Annotated in this window: 15 protein-coding genes and 2 pseudogenes; 4 read left to right on the top strand and 13 right to left on the bottom strand. The window is 70.1% G+C overall.

Going from position 1 to position 21,333, the window contains the following annotated elements; translation table 11 throughout:
• Positions 1–27: 27 nt before the first annotated feature.
• From BN11_RS00780 to BN11_RS00765, 4 genes are read right to left on the bottom strand one after another with little or no spacing between them, the layout of a single operon-like run.
• Entirely contained in the window at positions 28–726 is a 699-nt protein-coding gene (locus BN11_RS00780; protein WP_157043910.1) for a hypothetical protein, read from the bottom strand.
• Entirely contained in the window at positions 723–1,610 is an 888-nt protein-coding gene (locus BN11_RS00775) for an NAD(P)H-binding protein (RefSeq protein WP_048693182.1), read from the bottom strand. Before BN11_RS00775 ends, BN11_RS00780 begins: the two co-directional genes overlap by 4 nt.
• The gene (locus tag BN11_RS00770; protein ID WP_048693179.1) at positions 1,607–3,019 is read right to left on the bottom strand and encodes an FAD-binding oxidoreductase; all 1,413 of its coding nucleotides are present in this window, start codon (positions 3,017–3,019) and stop codon (positions 1,607–1,609) included. The genes BN11_RS00775 and BN11_RS00770 overlap by 4 nt, the downstream gene beginning before the upstream one ends.
• Positions 3,019–3,303 (bottom strand): PQ-loop domain-containing transporter, encoded by a 285-nt coding sequence (locus tag BN11_RS00765; protein WP_012834365.1) that lies wholly within the window; start codon positions 3,301–3,303, stop codon positions 3,019–3,021. Before BN11_RS00765 ends, BN11_RS00770 begins: the two co-directional genes overlap by 1 nt.
• An 85-nt stretch (positions 3,304–3,388) precedes the next feature.
• Here BN11_RS00765 and BN11_RS00760 point away from each other — a divergent pair, with 85 nt between their 5' ends.
• The 3 genes from BN11_RS00760 to BN11_RS00745 all read left to right on the top strand — a co-directional run bounded on the left by BN11_RS00760 (position 3,389) and on the right by BN11_RS00745 (position 6,244).
• Entirely contained in the window at positions 3,389–4,105 is a 717-nt protein-coding gene (locus BN11_RS00760; RefSeq protein WP_012834364.1) for a TetR/AcrR family transcriptional regulator, read from the top strand.
• Positions 4,102–5,097, top strand: a complete 996-nt coding sequence (locus BN11_RS00755; protein WP_048693173.1) for a serine hydrolase domain-containing protein — start codon at positions 4,102–4,104, stop codon at positions 5,095–5,097. Before BN11_RS00760 ends, BN11_RS00755 begins: the two co-directional genes overlap by 4 nt.
• Positions 5,098–5,779: 682 nt before the next feature.
• On the top strand, positions 5,780–6,244 hold the full coding sequence (locus BN11_RS00745; protein WP_048693167.1) for a hypothetical protein: 465 nt from the start codon (positions 5,780–5,782) through the stop codon (positions 6,242–6,244).
• Positions 6,245–6,335: 91 nt separating this feature from the next.
• On the opposite strand, the gene BN11_RS00740 is transcribed toward BN11_RS00745, so the two are convergent.
• The 6 genes and pseudogenes from BN11_RS00740 to BN11_RS25735 all read right to left on the bottom strand — a co-directional run bounded on the left by BN11_RS00740 (position 6,336) and on the right by BN11_RS25735 (position 15,198).
• On the bottom strand, positions 6,336–6,812 hold the full coding sequence (locus tag BN11_RS00740) for a calcium-binding protein (RefSeq protein ID WP_083433426.1): 477 nt from the start codon (positions 6,810–6,812) through the stop codon (positions 6,336–6,338).
• Positions 6,813–6,871: 59 nt separating this feature from the next.
• A pseudogene (locus BN11_RS00735) lies at positions 6,872–7,201 on the bottom strand (AfsR/SARP family transcriptional regulator); the annotation flags it as partial.
• 164 nt (positions 7,202–7,365) lie between these two features.
• Positions 7,366–9,858, bottom strand: a complete 2,493-nt coding sequence (locus BN11_RS24905; protein ID WP_235435313.1) for a hypothetical protein — start codon at positions 9,856–9,858, stop codon at positions 7,366–7,368.
• A gap of 476 nt (positions 9,859–10,334) precedes the next feature.
• Complete coding sequence (locus BN11_RS25975) at positions 10,335–10,535, bottom strand: hypothetical protein (RefSeq protein ID WP_407667952.1); 201 nt, start codon at positions 10,533–10,535, stop codon at positions 10,335–10,337.
• Positions 10,536–11,242: 707 nt separating this feature from the next.
• On the bottom strand, positions 11,243–11,374 hold the full coding sequence (locus BN11_RS25540) for a glycosyltransferase (protein ID WP_268807064.1): 132 nt from the start codon (positions 11,372–11,374) through the stop codon (positions 11,243–11,245).
• 875 nt (positions 11,375–12,249) lie between these two features.
• On the bottom strand, positions 12,250–15,198 hold the full coding sequence (locus tag BN11_RS25735) for a helix-turn-helix transcriptional regulator (protein ID WP_162213131.1): 2,949 nt from the start codon (positions 15,196–15,198) through the stop codon (positions 12,250–12,252).
• Between the two features lie 157 nt (positions 15,199–15,355).
• Here BN11_RS25735 and BN11_RS00715 point away from each other — a divergent pair, with 157 nt between their 5' ends.
• Positions 15,356–16,141 carry a calcium-binding protein gene (locus tag BN11_RS00715; RefSeq protein WP_157043907.1) on the top strand — a complete coding sequence of 262 codons (786 nt, stop codon included), beginning with the start codon at positions 15,356–15,358 and terminating at the stop codon, positions 16,139–16,141.
• Between the two features lie 415 nt (positions 16,142–16,556).
• Here the strand turns inward: BN11_RS00715 and BN11_RS00710 are convergent, their stop codons facing one another.
• From BN11_RS00710 to BN11_RS00700, 3 genes and pseudogenes are all read right to left on the bottom strand, one after another.
• Positions 16,557–17,864, bottom strand: a complete 1,308-nt coding sequence (locus BN11_RS00710; RefSeq protein ID WP_048700529.1) for a hemolysin family protein — start codon at positions 17,862–17,864, stop codon at positions 16,557–16,559.
• Positions 17,865–18,021: 157 nt separating this feature from the next.
• Positions 18,022–20,748: a multicopper oxidase domain-containing protein gene (locus tag BN11_RS00705; protein WP_235435312.1), complete on the bottom strand. Its 2,727-nt coding sequence runs from the start codon at positions 20,746–20,748 to the stop codon at positions 18,022–18,024.
• Positions 20,745–21,333: pseudogene (locus BN11_RS00700) on the bottom strand (hypothetical protein); the annotation flags it as partial. The gene BN11_RS00705 and the pseudogene BN11_RS00700, both read right to left, overlap by 4 nt.

Here is a 21,333-nt window from a genome sequence, read left to right as displayed (position 1 = left end):
CGGTCTCCGATGTGAGAGGGGTGGCCATCAGCGCGAGCGGTCTCGGCGCCATAGCGCCACGCCAGCGCCGGCGAAGCCGAGGGCAGCGACCCACAACCCGATTCCGGCCGCGACGGGGCCAGGCATGAACGGGTGAGTGAACCCGCCCAGGGCCAGGCTCATCCCCGCCCAGGCTGGCGCCGCGTGGCTGCGCCACAGGGCCAAACCAAGCAGGAGCAGCCCGAAGGTGATCCCGATGATGAAGGACAGTCCGGCGAGCAGCATGATCGGGTGTTCCTCGATCGCCGCCTCAAGCTGGACGACGGGGTCGACAGGAATGTGTTTCTCCACGATGAGTGCCGCTGGGAACACCGGGCCTTGCAGGTTGGTCAGACCGACCAGCAGTCCACCGCCGGCCACCACGGCTGCTGCGGTGGTCAATCGCGGTGCCCCTCGATATGACACCCAGATGACAGCAGCGACGGCGGGGAGAAGGAGGAACATGAAGGGGACGGTGAGCCACTCCATCAGGTGGATGCGGCCCGGGTCCTGAGTTGCGACGGCGACCTGCTCCGGAAGCGGCGCGTCACCGGGGAATGGGCTGATCAGGTAGAACGTGCCCATTGCCACCATCGGGATGGGGGCCACGACGGCCAGCAGCCGCCGCAGGATGTCCGGAGCGCGTCCACCGGGTGCGCTGGCCTGGATCACTGGCTGCGAGGTTGCTGCGTCTGCAGGGGTGGTCATGATGCGCTCCGGGTTTGACGTGCTGGTTTGAAGGCGGCGGCGTTCTCGGCGAGGAACGCACCCACAGGGCGTCCCGGCCTTCCGAGCACGTCGGTGACCGCCGAGGTGGTCGCCGCCTGGGCTCCTGTCCGGAGCTGGTCGAAGATGGCGAGGATCTGATCGGTCACGAATGCGGGGACTCCTCTTTGATCCAGTGACTGCCGCACCTGGTCGTCGGTCCCGCCGGCGTAGGCGATGGGGCGTGCAGCGACATCGGTGAGCAGTTCGGCCAGCTGGGTGAAGGTGACGGCCTGAGGTCCGGTGAGTTCGAGGACACGCTCGGTGGGGAACGGGTCGGTGGCGAGCAGGTGCGCCGCGACCTCGGCGACGTCGGCTGGATGCACCATGGCGACGGGGGTGGCGAGGGCGGGTGCCGGCAAGATGTCGTGGTCGCGGACCTGGTCGGCATGCCCGAGCACATTGGCCATGGAGAAGCCCGGCCGCAGCGCAACGTACGGTACGCCGCTGCGCTCGAGGTGGGACTCGATGGCGGCGTGCCATTGCCAGAACGCGACCGGGGAGGTCTCGTCCGCGCCGCGGGCGGAGAGCTTGACGATCCGCCTGACGCCGCACGCGGCGGCGGCGTCGATGACGGCGCATTCGTGCTGGACCTGATCTGGTGTGTTGGGGCTGGCCAGGAACACGCTGTCGACCCCTGTCATGGCGGCCCGCAGGGTCTCGGGGTCGCCGAAGTCGCCGACTCTGGCCTGGATTCCCGGATGGGTCGCCGCGAGTCGTTGTGGGTCTCGCCCGAAGGCGAGGGGTCGGTGCCCATGGTGGGCTAACGCGGGGACGACATGTCGGCCGATGGTTCCGGTTGCGCCGGTGACGAGGATGGTTTTCATGAGGGTGCTCCGTTCTGATGGATGGATGGGATCGAGGAGGGTGCGTGTGGAGGGATGTTGCGGTTGAACCGGAGCACGTTGTGGGGGTCGTGCTCGTTCTTGAGAGCGACCAAGCGCTCCCAGTCCTGCGGGGTGTAGGCGGCGCGGACTCGTTCCGGCGTGGCGTCGCCGTCGAGGAAGTTGAGGTAGGTGTCCCCGGTTAGGTGCAGGCGCAGGCTGGTGAAGATCCGCTCCTGGGTTGTGCGCACCGCGGCCACGGCGTCGGGCGTGGGGGCCACGCCGATGCAGTTGATGCTGAACCGGGCGCTGGTGTCCGCCATCGGGTGCGGGCCGCGAGGTGAGGTATCCATGGCGCCGCCGAGTTGCCGCATCTCGCACATCACCAGCGAGGTGCCGAGGTGCGGGATGACGTGTTCTTGCAGTGTCGAAGTCACCTCGTCGGTGATGTCGGTCAGTGACTCTCCGCGCTGGACGAACGGCAGCGGGCTGGTGGGGTCGAGGCTGACCCCGTCGAGATCGGTGGCCGCTCGCTTCGTCCAGGTGTCGATGTCGGGGTCGCCGAGCTGGCGACGCAGTTCGTGCACGTGGTCCTCGCCGGCTGCCAGGTCGGGGAAGCAGCCGCGGGCTACGACGAAGCGACGACCCCGGAACAGCTCCGGCACACTCGGCGCGTCGGGCAATCCGCTCAGCGCAAGCGCGCTCATGGCATCCGCGGGGAGCGAGGCCGACCAGCTGGCGTACGTTGCGATCACCTCGCTCGCCCGGTCGACGGGGTAGTAGAGGCTGCCCGCGTACACCCCGCGGATCGGGTGCAGGTCCAGGGTCAGGCTGGTGACGACTCCGAAGTTGCCGGCGCCGCCCGCCACCCCCCACAGCAGGTCGAGGTCGTCGTCACGGTCTCGGCGCAGCGTCCTGACCCGGCCCGACGCGGTGACCAGTTCCGCGCCGCGCACCGAGCTCGAGGCGAAGCCAAGGCTCCGGCTGAGCCAGCCGAAGCCGCCACCCTGGGTGAAGCCGACGACGCCGACCTGCGAGCTGGACCCGCAGATTCCGACGAGACCGTGGGGTGCGCACGCCGGGAGGACGTCGGACCAATGTGCTCCCGCCCCGATCGTGGCGGTGCGTCGCGCTGCATCGATGCAGACCGAGCGAAGCGAGGCCGTGTTGATCAAGACACCGTGTTCGCCGACACCGGCGACTCCGTGACCGGTCGCCATCACGGCCACCCCCAGCTCCTCTCGAACGGCCCAGCGCACCGCGTGGGCGACGTCGTGGACGTCGGCGGGGGCGAAGACGGCGGCAGGCCGGTGGACCGTAAGCCGGTTCCATGCCGACGTCGCCGCGGCATGCTCCTGGGTGCCGGGCGTCAGCGGGTGGTGACCGATGTGGTTGTGGGTGAGTTGAGACATCAATCCTCCTGGACTGAAGTGAGGGTGCGGGTGGGGTAGGCGATGCGGAGCCCGAGCATGAGGGCGGTGATCACGAAGGAGAAGCCGTGCAGAAACCAGATGGGTCCCGCCGGCAGGCTGATCACGTACACCGAATAGAGGAGGTTGCCGACGTTGGCCATCACCAGGCTGGTCAGGCTGTACGACGCCAGGTCACGAGTGCGCACGGCCTTGAACAGGGTGGGGACCTGGCTCAGCGCGAACAGCGCGGCCGAGAAGGCGCCGAATGCGGTGGTGAGCGTCATGGACCCCCCTTTCGATAGAAAGCGACTCCACCCAATGTAGATACTGGTAGAGTCTGTGTCAACCCAATAGAAGGTCGGTGATCTGATGGCGACGTCCCAGAACCCCCGTCGCGACTACCACAGCCCCCAGCGCCGCGCCCAGGCCGAACGCACCCAGCAACGAGTCGTCGCCGCGGCTAGGGACCTGTTGACGAGCAAGGGGTGGGCCGCGATGACCATGGCGGAGGTGGCCCGTGAGGCGGGCATCTCGAGTGCGATGCTCTACAAGATCTGCGCGACCAAGGCCGACCTGGTGAAGCGGGCCTACGACATTGCCCTGGTCGGTGACCAGGCCGAGGTCGCCTTCCGGCACCGGCCCGAGTTCGTTGCGGTGCTCGAGGAGCTCGACCCGGCGGCAAAGCTTCGCGGCTACGCGGGTCTGATGCGCACGGTCGCAGAGCGGGTGCTGCCCATCTACAGCCAGCTGGTGGCCGCCGTCACGGCCGGCGACGGCGACGATCAGTTGCGCGAGCTCGTAGCCACGGCTGATGCCGAGCGGCTGTTCGGCGCCCGAGGCATCGTCCGCGACCTGCAATCAGTAACCCCCTTGTCCCCCACGCTCGGGCAGGCCCAGGCCGTCGACCTGGTCTGGATGGCCATGTCGCCCGAGTTCTGGGCGCTGCTCGTCCGCGGCCGCTCGTGGAGCTGGGACCAGGCCGAGCAGTGGGTCGGAGATCACCTCATCTCCACGCTGACCGGTCAGGCGCCCGACTCTGTACACGGCACGGACGGTGTGGATGGCAGGACAGGGGTGAGGTCGTGAGTCTGGAAAGTGCACTCGACCAGATCGCTGCGGACGTGCGCTTCTCCGGGGTGATCCGTGTCGACCGCGAGGGAGCGCCGGCCGTCAGCCGCGGCTATGGCATGGCCCGGCGCGACCTGGGAATCCCCAACGGCCCTGACACCCTGTTCGGCATCGCCAGCGGCACGAAGAGCTTCACCGCGCTGACGGTGATGAGCCTCGTCGAGAGTGGCGAGCTCACACTCGACACCACCGCGCGACCACTGCTCGGGAACGATCTGCCCCTGGTGGACGACGCCGTGACCGTGCATCACCTGCTTCGACATAGGTCGGGCATAGGCGACTACCTGGACGAGGAGCAGGTCGGCGACCTGAACGAGTACACCCTCGCAGTCTCGCCGCATCGGCTGGCGACGACCGAGGACTACCTCGTGGTCCTCGGCGGGCAGAAGCAGAAGTTCACCCCGGGCGAACGCTTCGCGTACAGCAACTCCGGGTACGTCGTGCTCGCGCTGCTGGCCGAGCGCGCGACGGGTGTCGTCTTCCAGGACCTGGTCATGGAGCGGGTATGTCGGCCCGCCGGCCTGACCGACACCGCGTTTCTGCGTTCCGACGAGCTCCCCGGTCGGGCAGCGCTGGGCTATCTCGATCCGGGGCTGAGCACGAATGTGCTGCACCTCCCGGTGCGGGGCAGCGGCGACGGCGGGCTCTCCACCACGGCCGCCGACCTGGCGGCCCTTTGGCGCGCGCTGCGCGCAGGAGCCATCGTCTCCACCGAGGCGGTCGCCGAGATGACACGCGCGCACAGTGACGCTCCCGAGGAATCGATGCAATACGGCGCGGGGTTCTGGCTCGACGTCGACAAGGACCGGGTGTTGGCGATGGGCGGTGACCCGGGTGTTGGGTTCCTGTCATGGAGCCAGGCCAACAGCGGCATCAGCGCATCGGTGCTGTGCAACCAGACGTCGGGCGCCTGGCCCACCGCGCAGCGGCTGTTCGAGTTGCTCGGCTGAGGTTGGCCAGGCTCAGGCACAGCGACCCGGTGGCCGGGGCCGTGAAGGCAAGGGTGGAGCGCGGACTCGGCCTCAGGGCAAGGTCCGTCGGCGTCCGCAGGCCGAACCGGCGCCGGTACCGATGCAGGTGAGCGGCCGGTTCCGCGCGCCGCTGGCTATCGGCGCCCGGTTGACCCGTCCGGACCGCTTTCACCGGGACCGGGCCGACATTCGACACGAACCAGTGGGCCTCGCCTTATCGCCGGCCGAGGATCCTCTTTTCTGGGGCGACGAGGTATGCCGCCGCGCTGGCCTGCACGAGTCGCTCCTGCGGGCCGCGGCGCTGGCGCACCCCACCTGGACGACGAGGCCGTGCTCCTCCCTGGGCCCGCAGGTGGTAGTTGACCCGCTGACGCAGTATGCCGAGCCCGCACCAACGCTGCTGGCCGATCCCGGCTGGGCCAGGACTTGCACCCGGATCGGCTCGAGCGCCGCGGCGGCAACCGTCGGCTCGGCGATCACCTGGAGGTCCTGCACGAGGCACATCTCCCAACTGACAGCCATCACCGTCAGGTGTCCGAAAGGGTCTTATGCGACCGAGCGGGGTGACTAGGCGTTGTGATCCGGTGCTGACGGGGCTTCGCCACTCTCGTGGACGTGCCCGATTCGCGGCACACAACAGATCATGGCAAGGAGCCGATCAATGTCCATCATGTCCATTTCATTGCGTTCTGCCGCCACCGCTGCCGCACTCGCGGCAGCCGTGGCGGGAGGTATCGCGGCAGCGGGGCCGGCGAGCGCGGTTCCGGTCGACCGGCCGATCATCGACACGGCTCGGCTCGACTTCGGTGGGGCCTTCTCGCCCGGAGGGCCCACGAGCGGCGGCCGGCTGCAATGGGACGTCGCCGGCGGCGTCATCACCCCGAAGCTGACCGGGAACTTCCGTGTCCAGGCAGGCACCTGCGGGAAGGTGAGGATGGTGTACTACCGTCCGAACCACACCGTCCTCGCCGCCCGCGAGACGAATGTGGTCTGCGGCCAGAGCACCACTCCCATCCGCATCGACAACTTCGCGGACCCGCTGGCCCGGCACGTGCACATCAACCTCGACCGGCGCAACAACGACGGCACGTTCACCACCGTCGGCGCGAGCGTGCAGAGCCTCTAGCGGTCGGCACCCGCACCGGTAAGCCACAGGGCGGACGTCGGTGGCGGACCGCTCGAGAGAGCGGACCCGCCACCGACGCGCAACCGGTCGATCAGTGCTCGACCCGGAACTCCTTGTCCGTCCCGTCGCGAGACGTCACGATGTCCCAGCCGGCGCCGCCGTTGACGTAGTCGTCGCCCAGGCCACCGGTCAGCAGATCATCCCCGGTCCCCGAGTCGACCCAGTCCCGCCCGGCGCCGCCGTCCACGCGGTCGTTGTGATCCTGGCCGAGGACGCAGTCATTGCCCGTCCCGCCGCGGACGATGTCGCGGCCGGGACCGCCGTAGATGGTGTCGTGCCCCCCTCGGCCGTCGATGCGGTCGTCACCGGCCAGGCCACGGATGAGGTCGTTGCCGGGGGAGCCGGTCAGGACATCATCGCCCGGCCCGCCGATGATCGTCACGCCCGTTGGGGCGCAGGGGAATCCCGGTGGAGCTGGCGCCGGCCCCATGCTGTATGCGGCCGGCGCGGCCACCGTGGTCATCAATAGCGCAGTCGCGACAGCGATTCGTCGCTGTGTTCTGGTCATCGGTTTCCTCCTTGTTCGGATGCCGGCGTCGAGCGTGTGGGAAAGGCGTCACAATGGCGTCACAACGGAGGCGGCAGCGCTCGCGCCGGGAGCATCTCGGCATCCGGGACCGGAGCGTCGATCTCCGCCATCGCGTGTGCCCACCGCGCGAACGCCCTCCGAGCCTCCCCGTGGCGCCCGGCGCGCAACAGGGTCCGGACACGCGAGCGATGCACCCGCTCGTCATACGGATCGAGCATTAGCAGCCGCACGAACAGGGCCTCGGCGTCGCCGGTCCGGCCGGATCGCGCATACGACATCGCGAGGTGGCGCAAGCAGCGAGTGTGGGCAGCGCGCGTCTCCTCCCGCAGCCCGTCCGCCCACGGCTCGTCGGGTTCGTCCTCGAAGGCGACCCCGGTGTATCAGCGGTCGACATCGCGCAAGATCTCCTCAGCCCGTTGTTGCTCGCCCGTCTCGAGCAGCAGGAATGCCGCATCTGCGTCCGCGAGCAGGTCGTCCGCGTCCACAGCCACGTGGCGTAGGTCCAGCCAGAGCCCCTTCCCGTCGGCCCCGATCAGGTGATCCGGTGCGGCGGCCCGGCCCGGATCGAAGACGCTTCGGACGGTCGCGAGCAGCACCGAGAGCCGGTGACCGGTGCGGGCGGGGTCGTCGTCGGGCCAGAGCGCCTCGCAGAGCTCACCACGGCCGATCGGCCGTCCGCGCCGGGCCGCGAGCAGCTTGACGAGGGTGCGGGCCTGCCGGGAGCGCCAGGCCGACAGGGGCACCTCGGACCCGTCGATCCGCACGCTGAAACCACCCAGGACACGTACGACGACCCGGCGGGTGTGCTGGTCGGCATCGAGCGGCCAGCCATGAATCTCCCCCGGTGGCGCAGCCGGGCCGCGGCCTCGCGGGCGAGGGAGCGGGCCGTGGCGTCAGCCCCGGGCAGCCGGAACCGCAGGACGTCGAGCCGGTCCGCGCTCGGCCCCGCCCCGCCGTCGCGCCAGATCGACCAGGCCTGGTCGTAGCAGGCGTGGGCCTCAGGGATGTGCCCGAGCGCCGCGTGCGCGGCGCCCGCCAGTTCGAGGGCGTCGGCGAGCAAGTCCACCGCAGCGTCGGCGCGTGCCTGGGTGATCGCCCGGGCTGCAGCCTCGGTGGCCCCGTCGGGGTCTCCGGCCGTCAACTGCACCCACCCGTCCGCGATCTGCGCCGGGACGCGTTCGGATCCCTGGCCCGCGGCCAGCGCCTCGCGGACGGCACTCCTCGCAGCCTCGAGGTCCGCGGCGAGCAGGACCCGGGCAAGCCCGGCGAGCGCCTGCACGAGAACCTGCCGCTCGCGTGACCCGCGGGCCGCGACGATCGCCGCCTCGTAGGCAGCCCGCGCTTGCTCACGCTGGCCGAGGTCACGATGCAAATCACCGAGACCGAGCATGCCGATGCCCACCTGCCCGGGGATATCGGCCCGACACCTCGCGACGGCGCGCTGCAACTGCCACCGCGCCTCCTCTACCTCCCCCACTCGGGCGAGCGCCTCGGCAAGGTTGTGCAGCGCGGCAACCGACTGGGCCCCGGTCCGGCGGGCGAGGTCGGCCGCGGCGAGCGCGTCCCGGCATACCGGCACCGCCTCGCCGTAGCGGGCACCGGCCAGCAGCGCGAACCCCTGGTTGCCGAGGATCCTGGCGAGGTCGAACACATCGCCACTGGCCCGGGCGGCCGCCGCGGCCTTCGTCAGATGAGTCTCCTTGCGCACGCCGGTGCTGATCTTTGCCATGGCCTGGTGCGCGTGCGCGAGGCCGAACGGGTCGTGGCGGTGGGCGGCGATCTCGAGGGCCCGTTCGGCCTCGGCGCGGGCGTCGTCGGGATATCCGATGAGCGACGTGAGATTCGCCCGGACCGTATGCCAGATCGCGGCCTCGACATCGTCGCCGACCCGGTCCCGCGGCACCCGGTCGAGGATGCCCAGCGCCTGGGTCAGTTCGCCTTCGCTGTTGGCCAGGATCGCCAGGCGCCGCGCTGTCCGGGCATCCCACGTCGTCGCCTCCGCAGCGGCAACGACCGGACGGTATGCCGCGTGCGCCCGATCGGTTTGGCCCGTCGCGTGCAACGCCTCCCCTAAGGTTCCCCGGGCACCGGTGCTCACGAAAAGGTCCGGGCGCCGGTCGGCGAGCGCGACGATGGCTGCCGCGTCACCGTGGGCAACCATCCGGGTGCCTTCGCGCGCCATCAGCGTGATCGCCGCCTCGACGTCGTGCGCCATCACCCGGGCACGCGCGGCCGCAAACGGATAGTCATGTGCGGCATACCAATCGGCCGCGCGGGTCCAGACATCGGGGCCGAGCTCGGCAGGTGGGGGCTCGGCGAGGACAGGCGCGACGACGGGGACGACCTGCTGGTCGGCCGAGGTCGCGAGGCGTGCCCTGACGGTGGGCACCACGAGACCGACCCGGACGAGCCAGGACAGCCCATCGGGGGGCGGATGGGCACAGACCTGCGGGGCAAGCGCGTCCCAGAGTCCTCCCGTCAGCGGTCCGAGCACCTGCATGCGGGCCAGCGTGTCTGCGAGGTGCGGGGGCAGGCTGGTCACCACCTCCCGGCGCAGCCAGCGCGCCGCCGGGGCATCGGGAGCCACCATCGCGGCGAGGACGTCGGCAGCCGGATCACGGGCCAGGACATCGGCGGCGAAGTGCACCAATCTTGGCCAGCCACAGGTGATCTCGTGCACCCGGACCGCGGCAGCGGGGTCGGTGACGCCGTAATCGCCGCGCAGGACGGTGGCCACGTCGTGCGGCGACAACGCCAGGTCCGCCGGGCCGCGCTCGACCAGGTCCGAGCCCAGCGCGTCAAGGATCTCCGACGGTAGAGGAACGCGGCTGGTCAGCACGTGCGGTATCCCGCTGTCGGCCGACCTGAGCCGGCTGGCGAAAGCGGCCACCTGGTTGTCGGTCAGGTCATGGACGTCTTCCTGCACGATGGGCACGCTGGAACCGGACGGCGGCAGCCACCTCGGCACGGCCCGGCTCTTGCCGTAGCCGGCCGCGGCGATGACGAGCAGCCGGTTCATCCGCACCCCACCGCAGGGTGGGCAACTCCTGCGGGCGGGGTTCCTCCCCGGACGCGCGAGGAGGCATGCCGCGCGAACCGTGCTGCACCGCCGAACCTGGTCACCCTCACATTTACCCACGGGACACGCCCGGCCGGGTGACTTTTTTCGGTTCCGGAGCTGCCGGTCAGGTGGACGCCATCCCTCGCGGGGTCCACCCGAACGCGTGGACCGCCGTGCGCTCAGGACTGGGCGGCCTCACGATGTGCGCGCGGGCTCGACCGGCCGCCGCCGGCTGACGCGCCGGATGGGCCAGCGGACGGGTCGGACAGCGGCCGGGTAGCCGAGGCCAGCACGATGCCGGCATACCCGTGCGCCGGCTGGTCGCTCAGCTCGAACGCCGCCACCGATGTCGAACCCGGTCCCCACGCCCCCTCGAGCACCCGCTCCCTCGTAAGGGACTCGCGACGCTGGATGTCGATCGGGGAGGGCTCGGCCAACCCTTAGCACCGGAGGGTATGCCGGACGAAGGGCCGCCAGTCGTGGGCGCCGGGCGCGGCATCGAGCCACCCCCGCACTTGGGCACGGTTTGCCGGCAGGTGCTCGGCCAGGTCGATCTCGTCCGCGACGTCGGCGACGGCGAAGACGTGCCCCGAACGCCCCGACGAGGTAGGGCATCTCCTTGGCGGCCTCGGTCGCGACATAGCCGCACGCGGCCGCGATCCGGGTCTTGCGGTCGCTCCCGGACCGACGCCGGGCCATTTCGTATGCCGCCTGGCTCACGACATGCGTGCTGAGCCCGGTCCGGTCGAGGAGGGCCACGTTCGCGCGCATGGCGGGAACGAGGCCGGCGAGCCAGCCGACGTAGCTGAGGCCGAGAAGGCCGACGACAACGGAAGTGCCCAGACCGTCCAGTGCGCCGGAGGCTACCGCGGCGATCCCGCAGGCGGTGGCAATGGCGTCCAGGGCGTATGTCGACGCCGCCGTCGCTGCCGCGGACGCGAGCCACCGGGTCGACCCTTGCGTGGTGACCCCGAGCCTCGTCCTCACGATGCCCGGCCGGACGCAGCGGCGGGGAGTCGGGCGGCCACCTCGGGCCGGCCGAGTAGTGCGGCGGGCGCGTCGAGCAGTCCGCCGATAGCACTCGCGCACCGGGCCAGGACCGGGTCCCAGTTGGGCGGCAGCAAGAAGAGCCCGATCGGCTGCTCACCTACCAGCCGGCCGTCCGTGGGCCCAGGGTGATCCGGGGCGCGCCTGATGAAGCTCTGACGCGCGACCCGTCGAACGATTCGGGTAAGTCAGGGCTCGACCCGGACCTTCCTGTCGGTGCCGTCGCGCGAGGTGACGACATCCCAGCCGGGCGCCGCCCGGTCAGGTCGTCATCGCTCAGCTTCTCGATCCGTGATCGCGTCTAGCGCAGCGGAACGTACAGGCACGACACGCAGGCGGCGGTCAGCTCCAGACAGGTCGACAGGCCGCCCTGCGCGACGGCCAGATCCGCGGCGGCGAGGACCGCGGGCAGACCGGGCACGAATCCGACCACGCACATCCCGCGGCGCATCAGATCGACACCGACGCCGCTCCCGCCGACGGCGACGACGCAGACCGTTCGTCTCGCGGTTGACGAGCACGGGGTCGCGCCTCATCGGCCCGCGTCCGCCGCCCTGCACCACGACCAGCTGCGCGCCCAGGTCCCCCTGGCGATCCGCACGCCGTTGTTGAGCGGACGCACGGCGTCCGCGCCGCCGTGAATGACCCGGGCCGGGCACCGGACGGCCTCGATGAGGCTTGAAATGACGACTCCGCGTTTCCATGCCCGACGATGCGGCCGCTGACTGAGGGCGGGGCGACTGAGGTAGGCGTGGCCGCAATCTGAGTCGCCCTGCCGATGTAGGCGTGCCAGGTGGAGGCCCATCGTGCTGGTCATCCCGCAGTCATCCGGACCCCAGCACACGAGAAAGGCCGCCACCATGGACGACATTGCCGCCCCGGCCGGAGTGGCGGCCACCGCACTGTTCGCGCTCGGTTATCTGCCGATGGTCCTCCGGGCGCTGCGCACCAGGGACCTCGTGTCCTACAGCCGGGCGAATCTCGTGCTGTCCAATGTCGGCAATGCCCTCCAGACCTGTTATGTCCTCAGTCTCCCGATGGGACCGATCTGGTTGCTCCATTCCGTCAACGTCGCAGTCTGGGCGCTGATGCTTGGTTTGCACATGCGTCACGGATCAGCAGGAAGCACAAGCCCGAGCTGCACCACGGCGCGGGGAACATCGGGCTCGCCGGGGCATTCGAGTGGTCCCGATGGCCCCACGCCTAACCCCCACAGAAGGACTGGGCGCGTGCCGGAAGCGGCGGGGTCGTCGCGTGATTCGATCCTTTCGAAGGCGGCTTCCAGGAACCGTCGGCGCGCAGCACCGGTCAGCGCATCCCGAGCCGGTGCGCGACCCGGGCCGCCTCCTGACGACTGGATACCTCCAGCTTGCGCAGGATGTTGCTGACATGCACGCTCGCGGTCTTGACACTGATGAAGAGGCCGGCGGCGATCTCGCCATTCGTTCGCCCGGCGGCGACCAGCGCGAGCACCTCGAGTTCGCGCTCCGTGAGCTGGTATGCCGCGAGCGCGTCGCCGCCAGGCGTGGTTGCGGCGACTGCAGGACCGGGTGGCGTGACCAGGTCGATGCGGTGCCACCCCGCTAGGCGTTCGAGCTCCCGGGCGAGCACCGGGAGCCCGATGGCCATCGCGCTGTCGTAGGCCCGCCGGATGGCGTCAATGGCCTCGCTGTTCACCCCGCGGTCGAGCCGTGCCTCCGCCTCGCGCCACGCGGCATACGCACCGTTGAGCGTGTGACCGACCGTGGCCCACGCGGTCGCACACGCGCGCCAGGCATCGGGGGCGGCGTCGAGTTCGATCCGCCGCCGCTCCGCATCGCACCACGCCTGCACGGCCGCGTCCGTCGGCAGATTGACGCCACCCGAGAAAGCGTCGTCCAAGGGGGTCAGGGCATCCTTGATCTGCTTTCGCGACACCGGATCACGGTGCACGTCAGCGCGATCGGCAAGAGCTCGCAGGCCCAAGGCCACAAGCATGGCCCGGAAGGGTTCTTCACCGGTGCCGGTGATCAGATCGAGTGCCTCGACCACGATCTCGTATGCCGCGTCGAAGCGGCCCGCCCACAACTCCACCTCGGCGGCGGACTCGGCGGCCACCCGGAGCCAGGCCTCGGGGGCGCTTTCGCTCTCCATGACCAGCCGGGCTTGTTCACAGCGGTCACGGGCGATGTCCAATTCACCCCGGGCCATCGCCAGGCGCCCGGCTTGCAGAAGCGGTGGGGCGGCCATAATTCCGCGAGGTTCGCGCCCGATCGTCTCGGCAACCACCGCTGCCGCGTCGTCGAGCCGGCCGCGGTTGATCAGCGCTTCGACGGCGTTGGCGCGCAGCAGGCCACCGAATTGGGTCGCCAGTCCTGCCCGGGCGACCACGTCGCTGCCCTCGCGGGCCACGGCGGCGACCTCGTCCAGCCGGCCGGCCTGCCCCAGGGAATGGGTGAGGTTGACATAGGCGAGGGCGACATCGTCGGCGCCGCCGAGCTCGGTCGCGATGTCGAGAGCGCGGCGTTGCTGCCCGATTGCGTCCTCTACGTCGCCCCGCAGCAGGGCGACCATGCCCAGGGCGTTGCGCACCAGACCCTCGGCCCGTCGCGCTCCCGTCGCCTGGGCCGCTTGCAGGCCGCGGCCAGCCCAGTTCTCCGCCTCGTCCGCGCGAGACCAGCCGGCCAGCAGGCACGCCATCTCGGCGTAGATGGTAGCCGCCAAGACCGACGCGACGGATTCGGCAGCGCTCCCCGCATTCCCCGAATCCTTTTGGGGGGGAAGTGCATCGAGCGCACGGAGATACCATTCCTCCGCCTCCGGCCCGCGACCGGCGACGAAATGGTAGGCACCTAGCCGTTCCGCCAGTTCGCTGTCCGGTGGGACATCTCCGGGTGCCTCCAACGACGCGAGCGCGTGGCCGATGGCAGCGTCGGTCGAGCCGGCAAGATAGGCAGCCTGCGCGGACCGGGCACACAGGTCGCGGCGCAACTCGGTCCGCCCGAGGACATCCGCCAACCCCAGCGACCGCTCGAAGGCACGTTGCGCGTCAGTGAAGGCATACATCGTCTTGGCCGCCTCTCCCGCGGCCACGGACGCGGACAACGCCTGCGCCGCGTCGCCCGCGCCGAGCCAGTGGCGGGCCAGTTCTCCCGGCACCGGATTTGGCGCCGCCGCCAGGATCTCGGCGCAGCCACGGTGCAGCCGTGATCGCTCGCTCGGAAGCATTCCAGACCACACGGCTTCGCCGAAGGCCGGGTGGGCGAAGCCGAGCGTCCCGTCAGCGCGCACTTCGAGAACGGCCTGCTCGATCGCCGCGTGGGCGTGGGCCTCGACGTCCGGGACCGCTCGCTCCAGGATCTGGGCCACGAGCTCGGCCGGCGCCGCGCGGCCGAGCGTGCTCAGGACCTCCAGGACACGGACTGCCTGCTGGGATAGGACCCCCACGCGCGCTAGCAACAGTTCCTGCAACGTAACGGGCAGCGCGTCGGTAGGTGCCCCGGGACGGACGAGATGCTCAAGGAAGAGCGGGTTCCCGGCAGCTCGATCCACGGCTGCCGACAGGCGATCGGCGCTCATCGGGTGCGGGTCGGTGCCGGCGATCCGGCTCGCCAGCTCGAGCGCATGTTGAGCGTCGAGCCGGTGCACGGCCAGACGTTCGACGATGGGCAGCCGCGCGAGTTCAGCCAGCCACGACGCCACGGGGGAGCCAGCGGGAATGTCGTGATCCCGGTAGGTCACAAGGAGGAGGACGCGTTCGCGCAGCAGATTCGTCGCGAGATAGCGGACCAGGTCGAGGGTCGAGCGATCCGACCAGTGAATGTCCTCGACGACGTGGAGGGTCGGGGCGGCGGCCCCTAGCTTGTCGATCAGGTCGAAGACCGCTTGAAACAGCACGAGCTTCGTCGATGACGTCACATCCGCCGAGCCACTCGCCTCGCTCGCGGCACCCCAGCTCGGCACCAGGCGTGTCAGTTCGGGAGACCGGGCGACCTGTTGGCGAACCGTGCCGGTATTGCCGAGTCGGCGCAGCGCCTGGATCAGGGGGGCGAACGGCAGGGCTTCTTCGACGGCGGGCAGGCACACGCCATACAGCGGGGTCGTCGTGCCGTCAGCGATCAGAGCCCGCACCAGGGCGGTCTTGCCGACTCCGGTCTCCCCGGCGACGAGCACGATGCCGGGCTCGCCGGCGGCGGCGCGAGCCACGGCCGCCCGGAGGACGCCCATCTCTCGGTCGCGGCCGACGAGAGATCGGCCAGGTGCTTCTTCGCCTGCCACGAGTTCCATGATGGCCCCGAGCGCTCCTGCGGCGCCGGGAGTTCTCCGCATAAGGCACCAACGAGCCGATCTGAGGCAGGTGCCTCATGTGACCGGCGTGACCCATTCCCTAGCGTTCTCCGGGTCAGCAAGCAACCAACTCCGAAAGAAGAACATTATGCGTAGCAATGCAACCCGCAAGGTCGTCCTGGCTGTCGCGGTCGCCGGATCAGCCCTCGCTGGCCATGCCGGAATGGCCCAGGCAACCGCGCCGGCCATCCAGATCCCGGGCACGCCGGGCAAGGATGTGCACGTCGGTGCCGACAACGACAACGCCAACAACACCTTCATCCAGCCTCCGGGCGTGACCGCCAAGCAGCACATGGACAACACCGACCTGCTCTTCGGCCGCGGTGGTGACGACCTGCTCATCGGCCGTCTCGGCGGCGACACCCTCGTCGGCAACGCCGGTCACGACATCCTCGTCGGGGGGCCGGAGAACTTCCTCGCGCCCAACAGCGACGTGCTCCTCGGCGAAGAGGGCGACGACGTCAACATCTGGGCTCCTGGCGACGGCAGCGACGCCTTCTCCGGCTTCACGGGCAGGGACACGATGATCTTCGCTCCGTTCACCCAGGTCGTGAACGGGACACCGGTCCTGCAGTACTGGAACGGTCGCAAGATCCCGCGGGTCAAGATCGACGCCTCCCCGCAGTTCTCCTGCACGCTCGTGAAGGTCCCGCCGAGCCAGAAGCTGGGCTTCGACTTCCTCGTCCGATTCAACGTCAATGGTGTTCCCGCAGTGACGGTTCGGCAGTCGAGTGTCGAGACCGTCTACTGTCCGAGCGGGAATGCCGGTCAGGCCCTGGTGGCTGACCTCACCTCGGCTCACCCGGCGTTCAAGCCCGTGGCGCTGAACCACATCTACGGCGTCGTCGGCGCGATCCTCGCTCCCTCACACTGAGGCCAGGAGTCGACGCTCGCGATCCTCGGGTCCCAACCGACGACATGGGCACGAGCGTCCGTGGCACTCCGCTCCGCGACAGCCGCCCAGCACGTCGATCACGTGATCGTCACCGCCGGGACGGCTGTCGCGGGGGCAGCCGGCGCGCGGAATCGACGTGCCTGCGCCCGGCCCAGTCGTCATCGCCGATCCGCAGGCCTTGGCCCGGGCGATCGGCACCGACCTGGCCAACGCGGTCCGGCTGGCCCCGGCGGCAGCGAGGTCACCGGGGCGCGTCGGGATCGGTCGCTGCGCGTCTTCGGCGACCTCGGCGTCGGCAGCACGTTCGTGTTGTGGCTCCCCGACCGCGGCGCCCCCCGCAGTGAGGACTGCACGACGCCCCCGGACCTCGACCCGCTCGGACGCCGCTGACGAATCAGCCGGGCGACGAGCCGGCGGCCGTGTCCTCGGCCGGGTCGATCACGCGCACGGCGACTTCGCTGATGCGGTTGCCGGCCATGCTCACCACCTGCAGCTCGGTGTCACCGACCGTGAGAGATTCGCCGGCCTGCGGGATCCGCCCGAGCTCGGCGAAGATCAGGCCACCCAGGGTCTGATAGCCCCCTTCAGGCAACGAGATGCCCAGCTCCTCCTCGACGTCCGCGATCGTCGTCCCCGCATCCACTCTCGTCAGATCGCGGGCGGTCCGTAGCGACTCCGGCGCGTCATACTCATCACGAATGTCGCCGATGACCTCCTCGACGAGATCCTCGAGCGTCACGATGCCGTCGGTGCCGCCATACTCGTCGACGACGATCGCGAGATGCGTTTCGCTCTCCCGCATGGTCGCAACCGACGGCAGGACCAGCTTGGTGCCCGGAAGCATCAGGATCGGTCTCGCGACGTCGGAGACCGTGCGGTCGTCGGCGGCCGGGAGACCGAGCAGATCGCGAATGTGCAGGAAACCGAGGACGTCGTCGAAGTTCTCTCCGATCACGGGATACCGCGAATAGGGCAGGGTCCGCACGCGTTCGGCAGCCTCGGGCAGCGGTATGTCGCCGCGCAGGAAGGTGACATCTCCTCGCGGTTTCATCACCTCGGCAAGGGTTGTCTCGGTGACGGTGAAGACATCGCGCAGGATCTGCCGCTCCTGCTCCTCCAGTTCGTGGTGGGTGGAGACGAGCTCGCGCAGTTCCTCCTCCGTGACCTTGTCTGCGGTGGCGTGCGGGTCACCGCCCAGGAGCCTGACGACGGCATTGGTCGAGAGGGACAGCAGCCAGATCACCGGTCGCATCAGCGTTGCGAACCGGTCGAGCACGGGCGCGACGGCCAGGGCAATACCCGCGGGCTTCTGCAAAGCCAGACGCTTGGGCACCAACTCGCCCAACACCAGGGAGAGATAGGCGATGAGCAGTGTCAGCGCGACGAGGGCGGTGGTCTCGGCCGCTCCCGGTCCGAGCCCGAGCCGTTCGAGGTAGGGCGCGAGATCGGGCGCCAGCGTCGAGCCGCCGTATGCCGCGGAGAGGAACCCGGCGACCGTCACCCCGATCTGCACGGCTGCGAGGAAGCGGTTGGGATCGCGGGCGACGTCCGCCACCCGGGCACCCCGCTCGCCGCGCCGCTCCAATGCCGAAAGCTGCGACTCCCGGAGCGAGACGAGGGCCAATTCGGTGGCGGCGAAGATGCCGCCGATGACCACGAACACGAGCACGAGGCCCAGGTTGATCAGGGTCTGGCTGTCCATCGGCCCGTTCACCCCCAACCCGGAGTCGGGAGTGAACGGCGTGGACTTCGAGGGTCATCCATGGGGCTCAAGGATACGTGAGCTCTCAGGCTGATAACCCCGCCAAAGCCTGCGACGACACAGGTCACCCCTGTGCGAAGCCCGGCCGACCGGCAGGCTACGGAGCGACGTCGAGAATGCCGTGGGCGCCGCGTTCGGCGTCGACCATCAGGTGGCTGACGATCGGGTAGTGCCCGGCCTCGGGCATCTCGAGTTCGACGAAGCCGCCCTGCGCTGGCGCGAGGGCGAGCACCTGCGATCCACCGGCCCCCGATCCGCCGCGCTCCGGATCGCCGAGCAGCCAGGCGCCCTCGGCGAACACGGTGTCGAACTGGCCGCCGACGATGTGGAAGGAGGACGGCCGGTTCGGGCCGGCGTCCAGCACCCAGATCCGCACTCGTTCGCCGGCCGTCGCCGCGAGCTGATGGTGGTCGTACTGACTGGCGATTCCGTTGAAGGCCATGGCATCCGGCGCCTGCGCCAACACCTTCTCGGCCGCCACCTCGCTCGCGGATCCCTTGGCGCGCGACTCGCCCAGGAAGATCTCCGACTGGACCAGCACATACTCCCGGTCGACCTGCGGCAGGTTCGGCGGGTCGATGATGACCGCGCCGTGCATGCCGGCTCCGATGTGCACCGACATCGGCATCGTCGAGCAGTGGTACATCCAGATGCCGGAGTGGGTGGCGGAGAAGGTGTAGGTCAGTGACTCGCCCGGCGGGATGGTTCGCATCGGCCGGTCCGGCGCGAGCATCCCCGCGTGGAAGTCGATCGAGTGTCCCTGCGTGCCGTCGTTGACCAGCGAGATGACGAACCGGTCGCCGACCTTGCCGCGCAGGGTTGGGCCGGGTGTCACGCCGTTGAACGTCCAGCGCTTCTGCCAGACGCCCGGCGCCACCTCGAGTTCGACCTCGCGGGCAGTCAGGGTGAGCCGGTGCACCGTGGCATCGGGCGCTGGCGCGAGGACTGGTGACACGGCCGCGAATCCGGGGCTGAAGGAGCCGTGCAGGTCGACGGGTGCGCCCGAACCTGCCTGCACTCCCGAACCTGACTGTGCCCCAGCGGATTGCTGCGATCCATGCGCGCCGTGACCAGCGGCGGTGACCGGGGGCGTCCCCTCGACGACGACGCTGAACACCATCCCCATCTGCCGGTGGCCGACGACCGCGCACCACCCCTCGAGACTCTCGCCGACGACGCCGGCGTCGAGGGTGCCGCTGCGGCCCGGCCGCAGCCTCCCGGTGCGGGTGCCATTGGCGAGCACCAGGTCGTGCGTCGTCGTCGGGTCGGTGTTCGTCAGGTCGATCACGAGCCGGTTGCCCGCGGGCACGGTCACCGAGTCGGGTATGAAGCGCATCCCCTTCGCCTCGACCCGCACCCTCGTCGTCTCTCCGGTCGCGGGCACGGCGCTCCCCGCGCTGGTGACGGGGAAGCCGGCGGCCCCGGGATCCGCCGCGACGCCGAGCGCGACCGCCATGCCGAGGACGGCCAACGCGGCGACGAGTTGCCCGCTGGACCAGACCGACCGCGCGCCTGCCGGCTGCACCGGCCCCCGGGGGGTCGTGGGTAGCCCGCCCCCCGCTCGGACAACGTTGCGAGAGCGACGGATCGCCATGGCGAGCAAGGGCAGGAAGCAGAGGTATGCCGCGAGCACGAGTGTCGTCGTGAGCACCCGGACGATGGACGGGATGGGCAGCAGGCTGAGGATCAGGCCGCCGTTGATCAGCGCCAGTCGAGTGGTGCCGAAGCGCCCCAGCGTGTCGGTCGCCGTCCGCACCGCGTTCGGGCCGCCGCCGAGGACGACCGGCACGAGATAGGACAGTGCGCCGGTGAGCAACTGTGGCGCGAAGCCGGCGGCGAGCACCGCGGTGGCACGGCCGTGACCCTCCGCCAGTTCGGCCCAGTCGTGGCCGCGCAGGAGCACCACACCGGTCCATACGAGCAGGACCGCGAGCCACGCCAACGCGGCTGCGACCGACAGCGCACCGAACTCCCGAGGCGGCCGGCGGCGCGCCGGCCCCCACAGGGCGCGACCCCACCAGAGCGCGGAGGCGAACCAGGCGAGGACTCCGGCCCCGGCGACGGGCATCCACCCCATGAGTGCGCCGCCCACAATCAGTGCGATGGCGCCGAGGAAGAGGGGCAGCGCGCCGCGGGCGAGGGCCTCCGCCCGGTCGTCCATCCGCGAGCGCAGCATGGTGGGCCACAGGGTGACGAGGGTGCCCGTGACGGTCAGCCCGATCCAGCCGAGCGCAAGAACTCCGGTGTGCGCCAACAACAACCGGGCCTTGAGTGCGTCGTCCGGGCCGCGCGCCAGCAGCACTCCGAAGGTCGCTCCAACCGGCACACAGAGCGCCGCCGCGACGTAGTAGCGAATCGTCACGCGGAAACGCGCGGCCACCGAGGCCCGCAGCCGGCGCCACAACTGCAGGCCATGCCAGAAGACGGCGACCGACACCCCGGCAGCCCCGGCCAGGGCAACCAGCCAGCGGTCCAACAGCACTCCGGCCACGACGACGCCAACCCCGGCGAAGAGGAGGATCGCGCGCCGGTCCTGGATGCGGCGGCCGTCGACATCGGGACCGGTCTTGAGCAGGGCCTGGCTGAAATGGGTGCTCCACACCATCGCCGTGTGGGTCAGCGCACCGAGTAGAACCAGATGCACCATCAGCCAGCGCGAACGCTCCACGAACGGGTGGACGAAGGTCACCAACGCGACGGCGATCAGCCAGAGCAGCGACGGAAGATCGCGCCACGGCCAAAAGCCCTGCCGCCCTGCCGATTTCGGCTTGCGGACGCGGGGGACCGCTTCGACGAACTCGTCCTGATCCGTCTTCATCGTCATGCTGCTACTTCCTGAAATCTCTGCACGCGTCCACCGATGACGCAGGTTGCTGCAGCCCCGGCCAACGCCAATAGCGCTGCAACAGTGAGGAACCCGGACGCCTGCCACGCCAGGCCGTGCCCGAGGACCAGCCCGGCCGCCACCCGGAGCGCCAGCCCGAGGTGCAGCAACCCGAGGGGCAGCCAGAGGATCGGCCGGTACGGCAGCTTGACCCGCAGCACGGCCGGCAGGATGACCGGCGCGTGCGCCATCACCATCGACATGGCGAAGCCGAGGAAGCAGGCATGGACGAGCACGTCATACCGCTGGGGCGACGCCGGCTGGCCGCCGGCCAACCACATGGTGCCGGCCACCGCGAGCCAGAAGTAGCCGGCGAGCATGGCGGCCGCGGCATACCGCGGCAGACCGTTTCGGCGAATGGTGCGGCGCGCGACGTCGTGGCGAATCAGCCACGCCACCAGCACGATCAGGGCGCCGCCGAGGAACCGGCAGCCGACGGCCGGCCAGAGGGTCGCGGCCACCACGCCGGCGTGCACGGCAGTGGCGAGCGCCAGCAGCGTGGGTCCGGCGGGGGGGGGGGGGGGG

Origin of the sequence: Nostocoides australiense Ben110 (assembly GCF_001050535.1) — a bacterium.
GTDB classification, from domain to species: Bacteria; Actinomycetota; Actinomycetes; order Actinomycetales; family Dermatophilaceae; genus Nostocoides_A; species Nostocoides_A australiense.
Note: the sequence above shows the minus strand (reverse complement) of the source record. Positions and strands in the feature narration are given on the sequence as shown.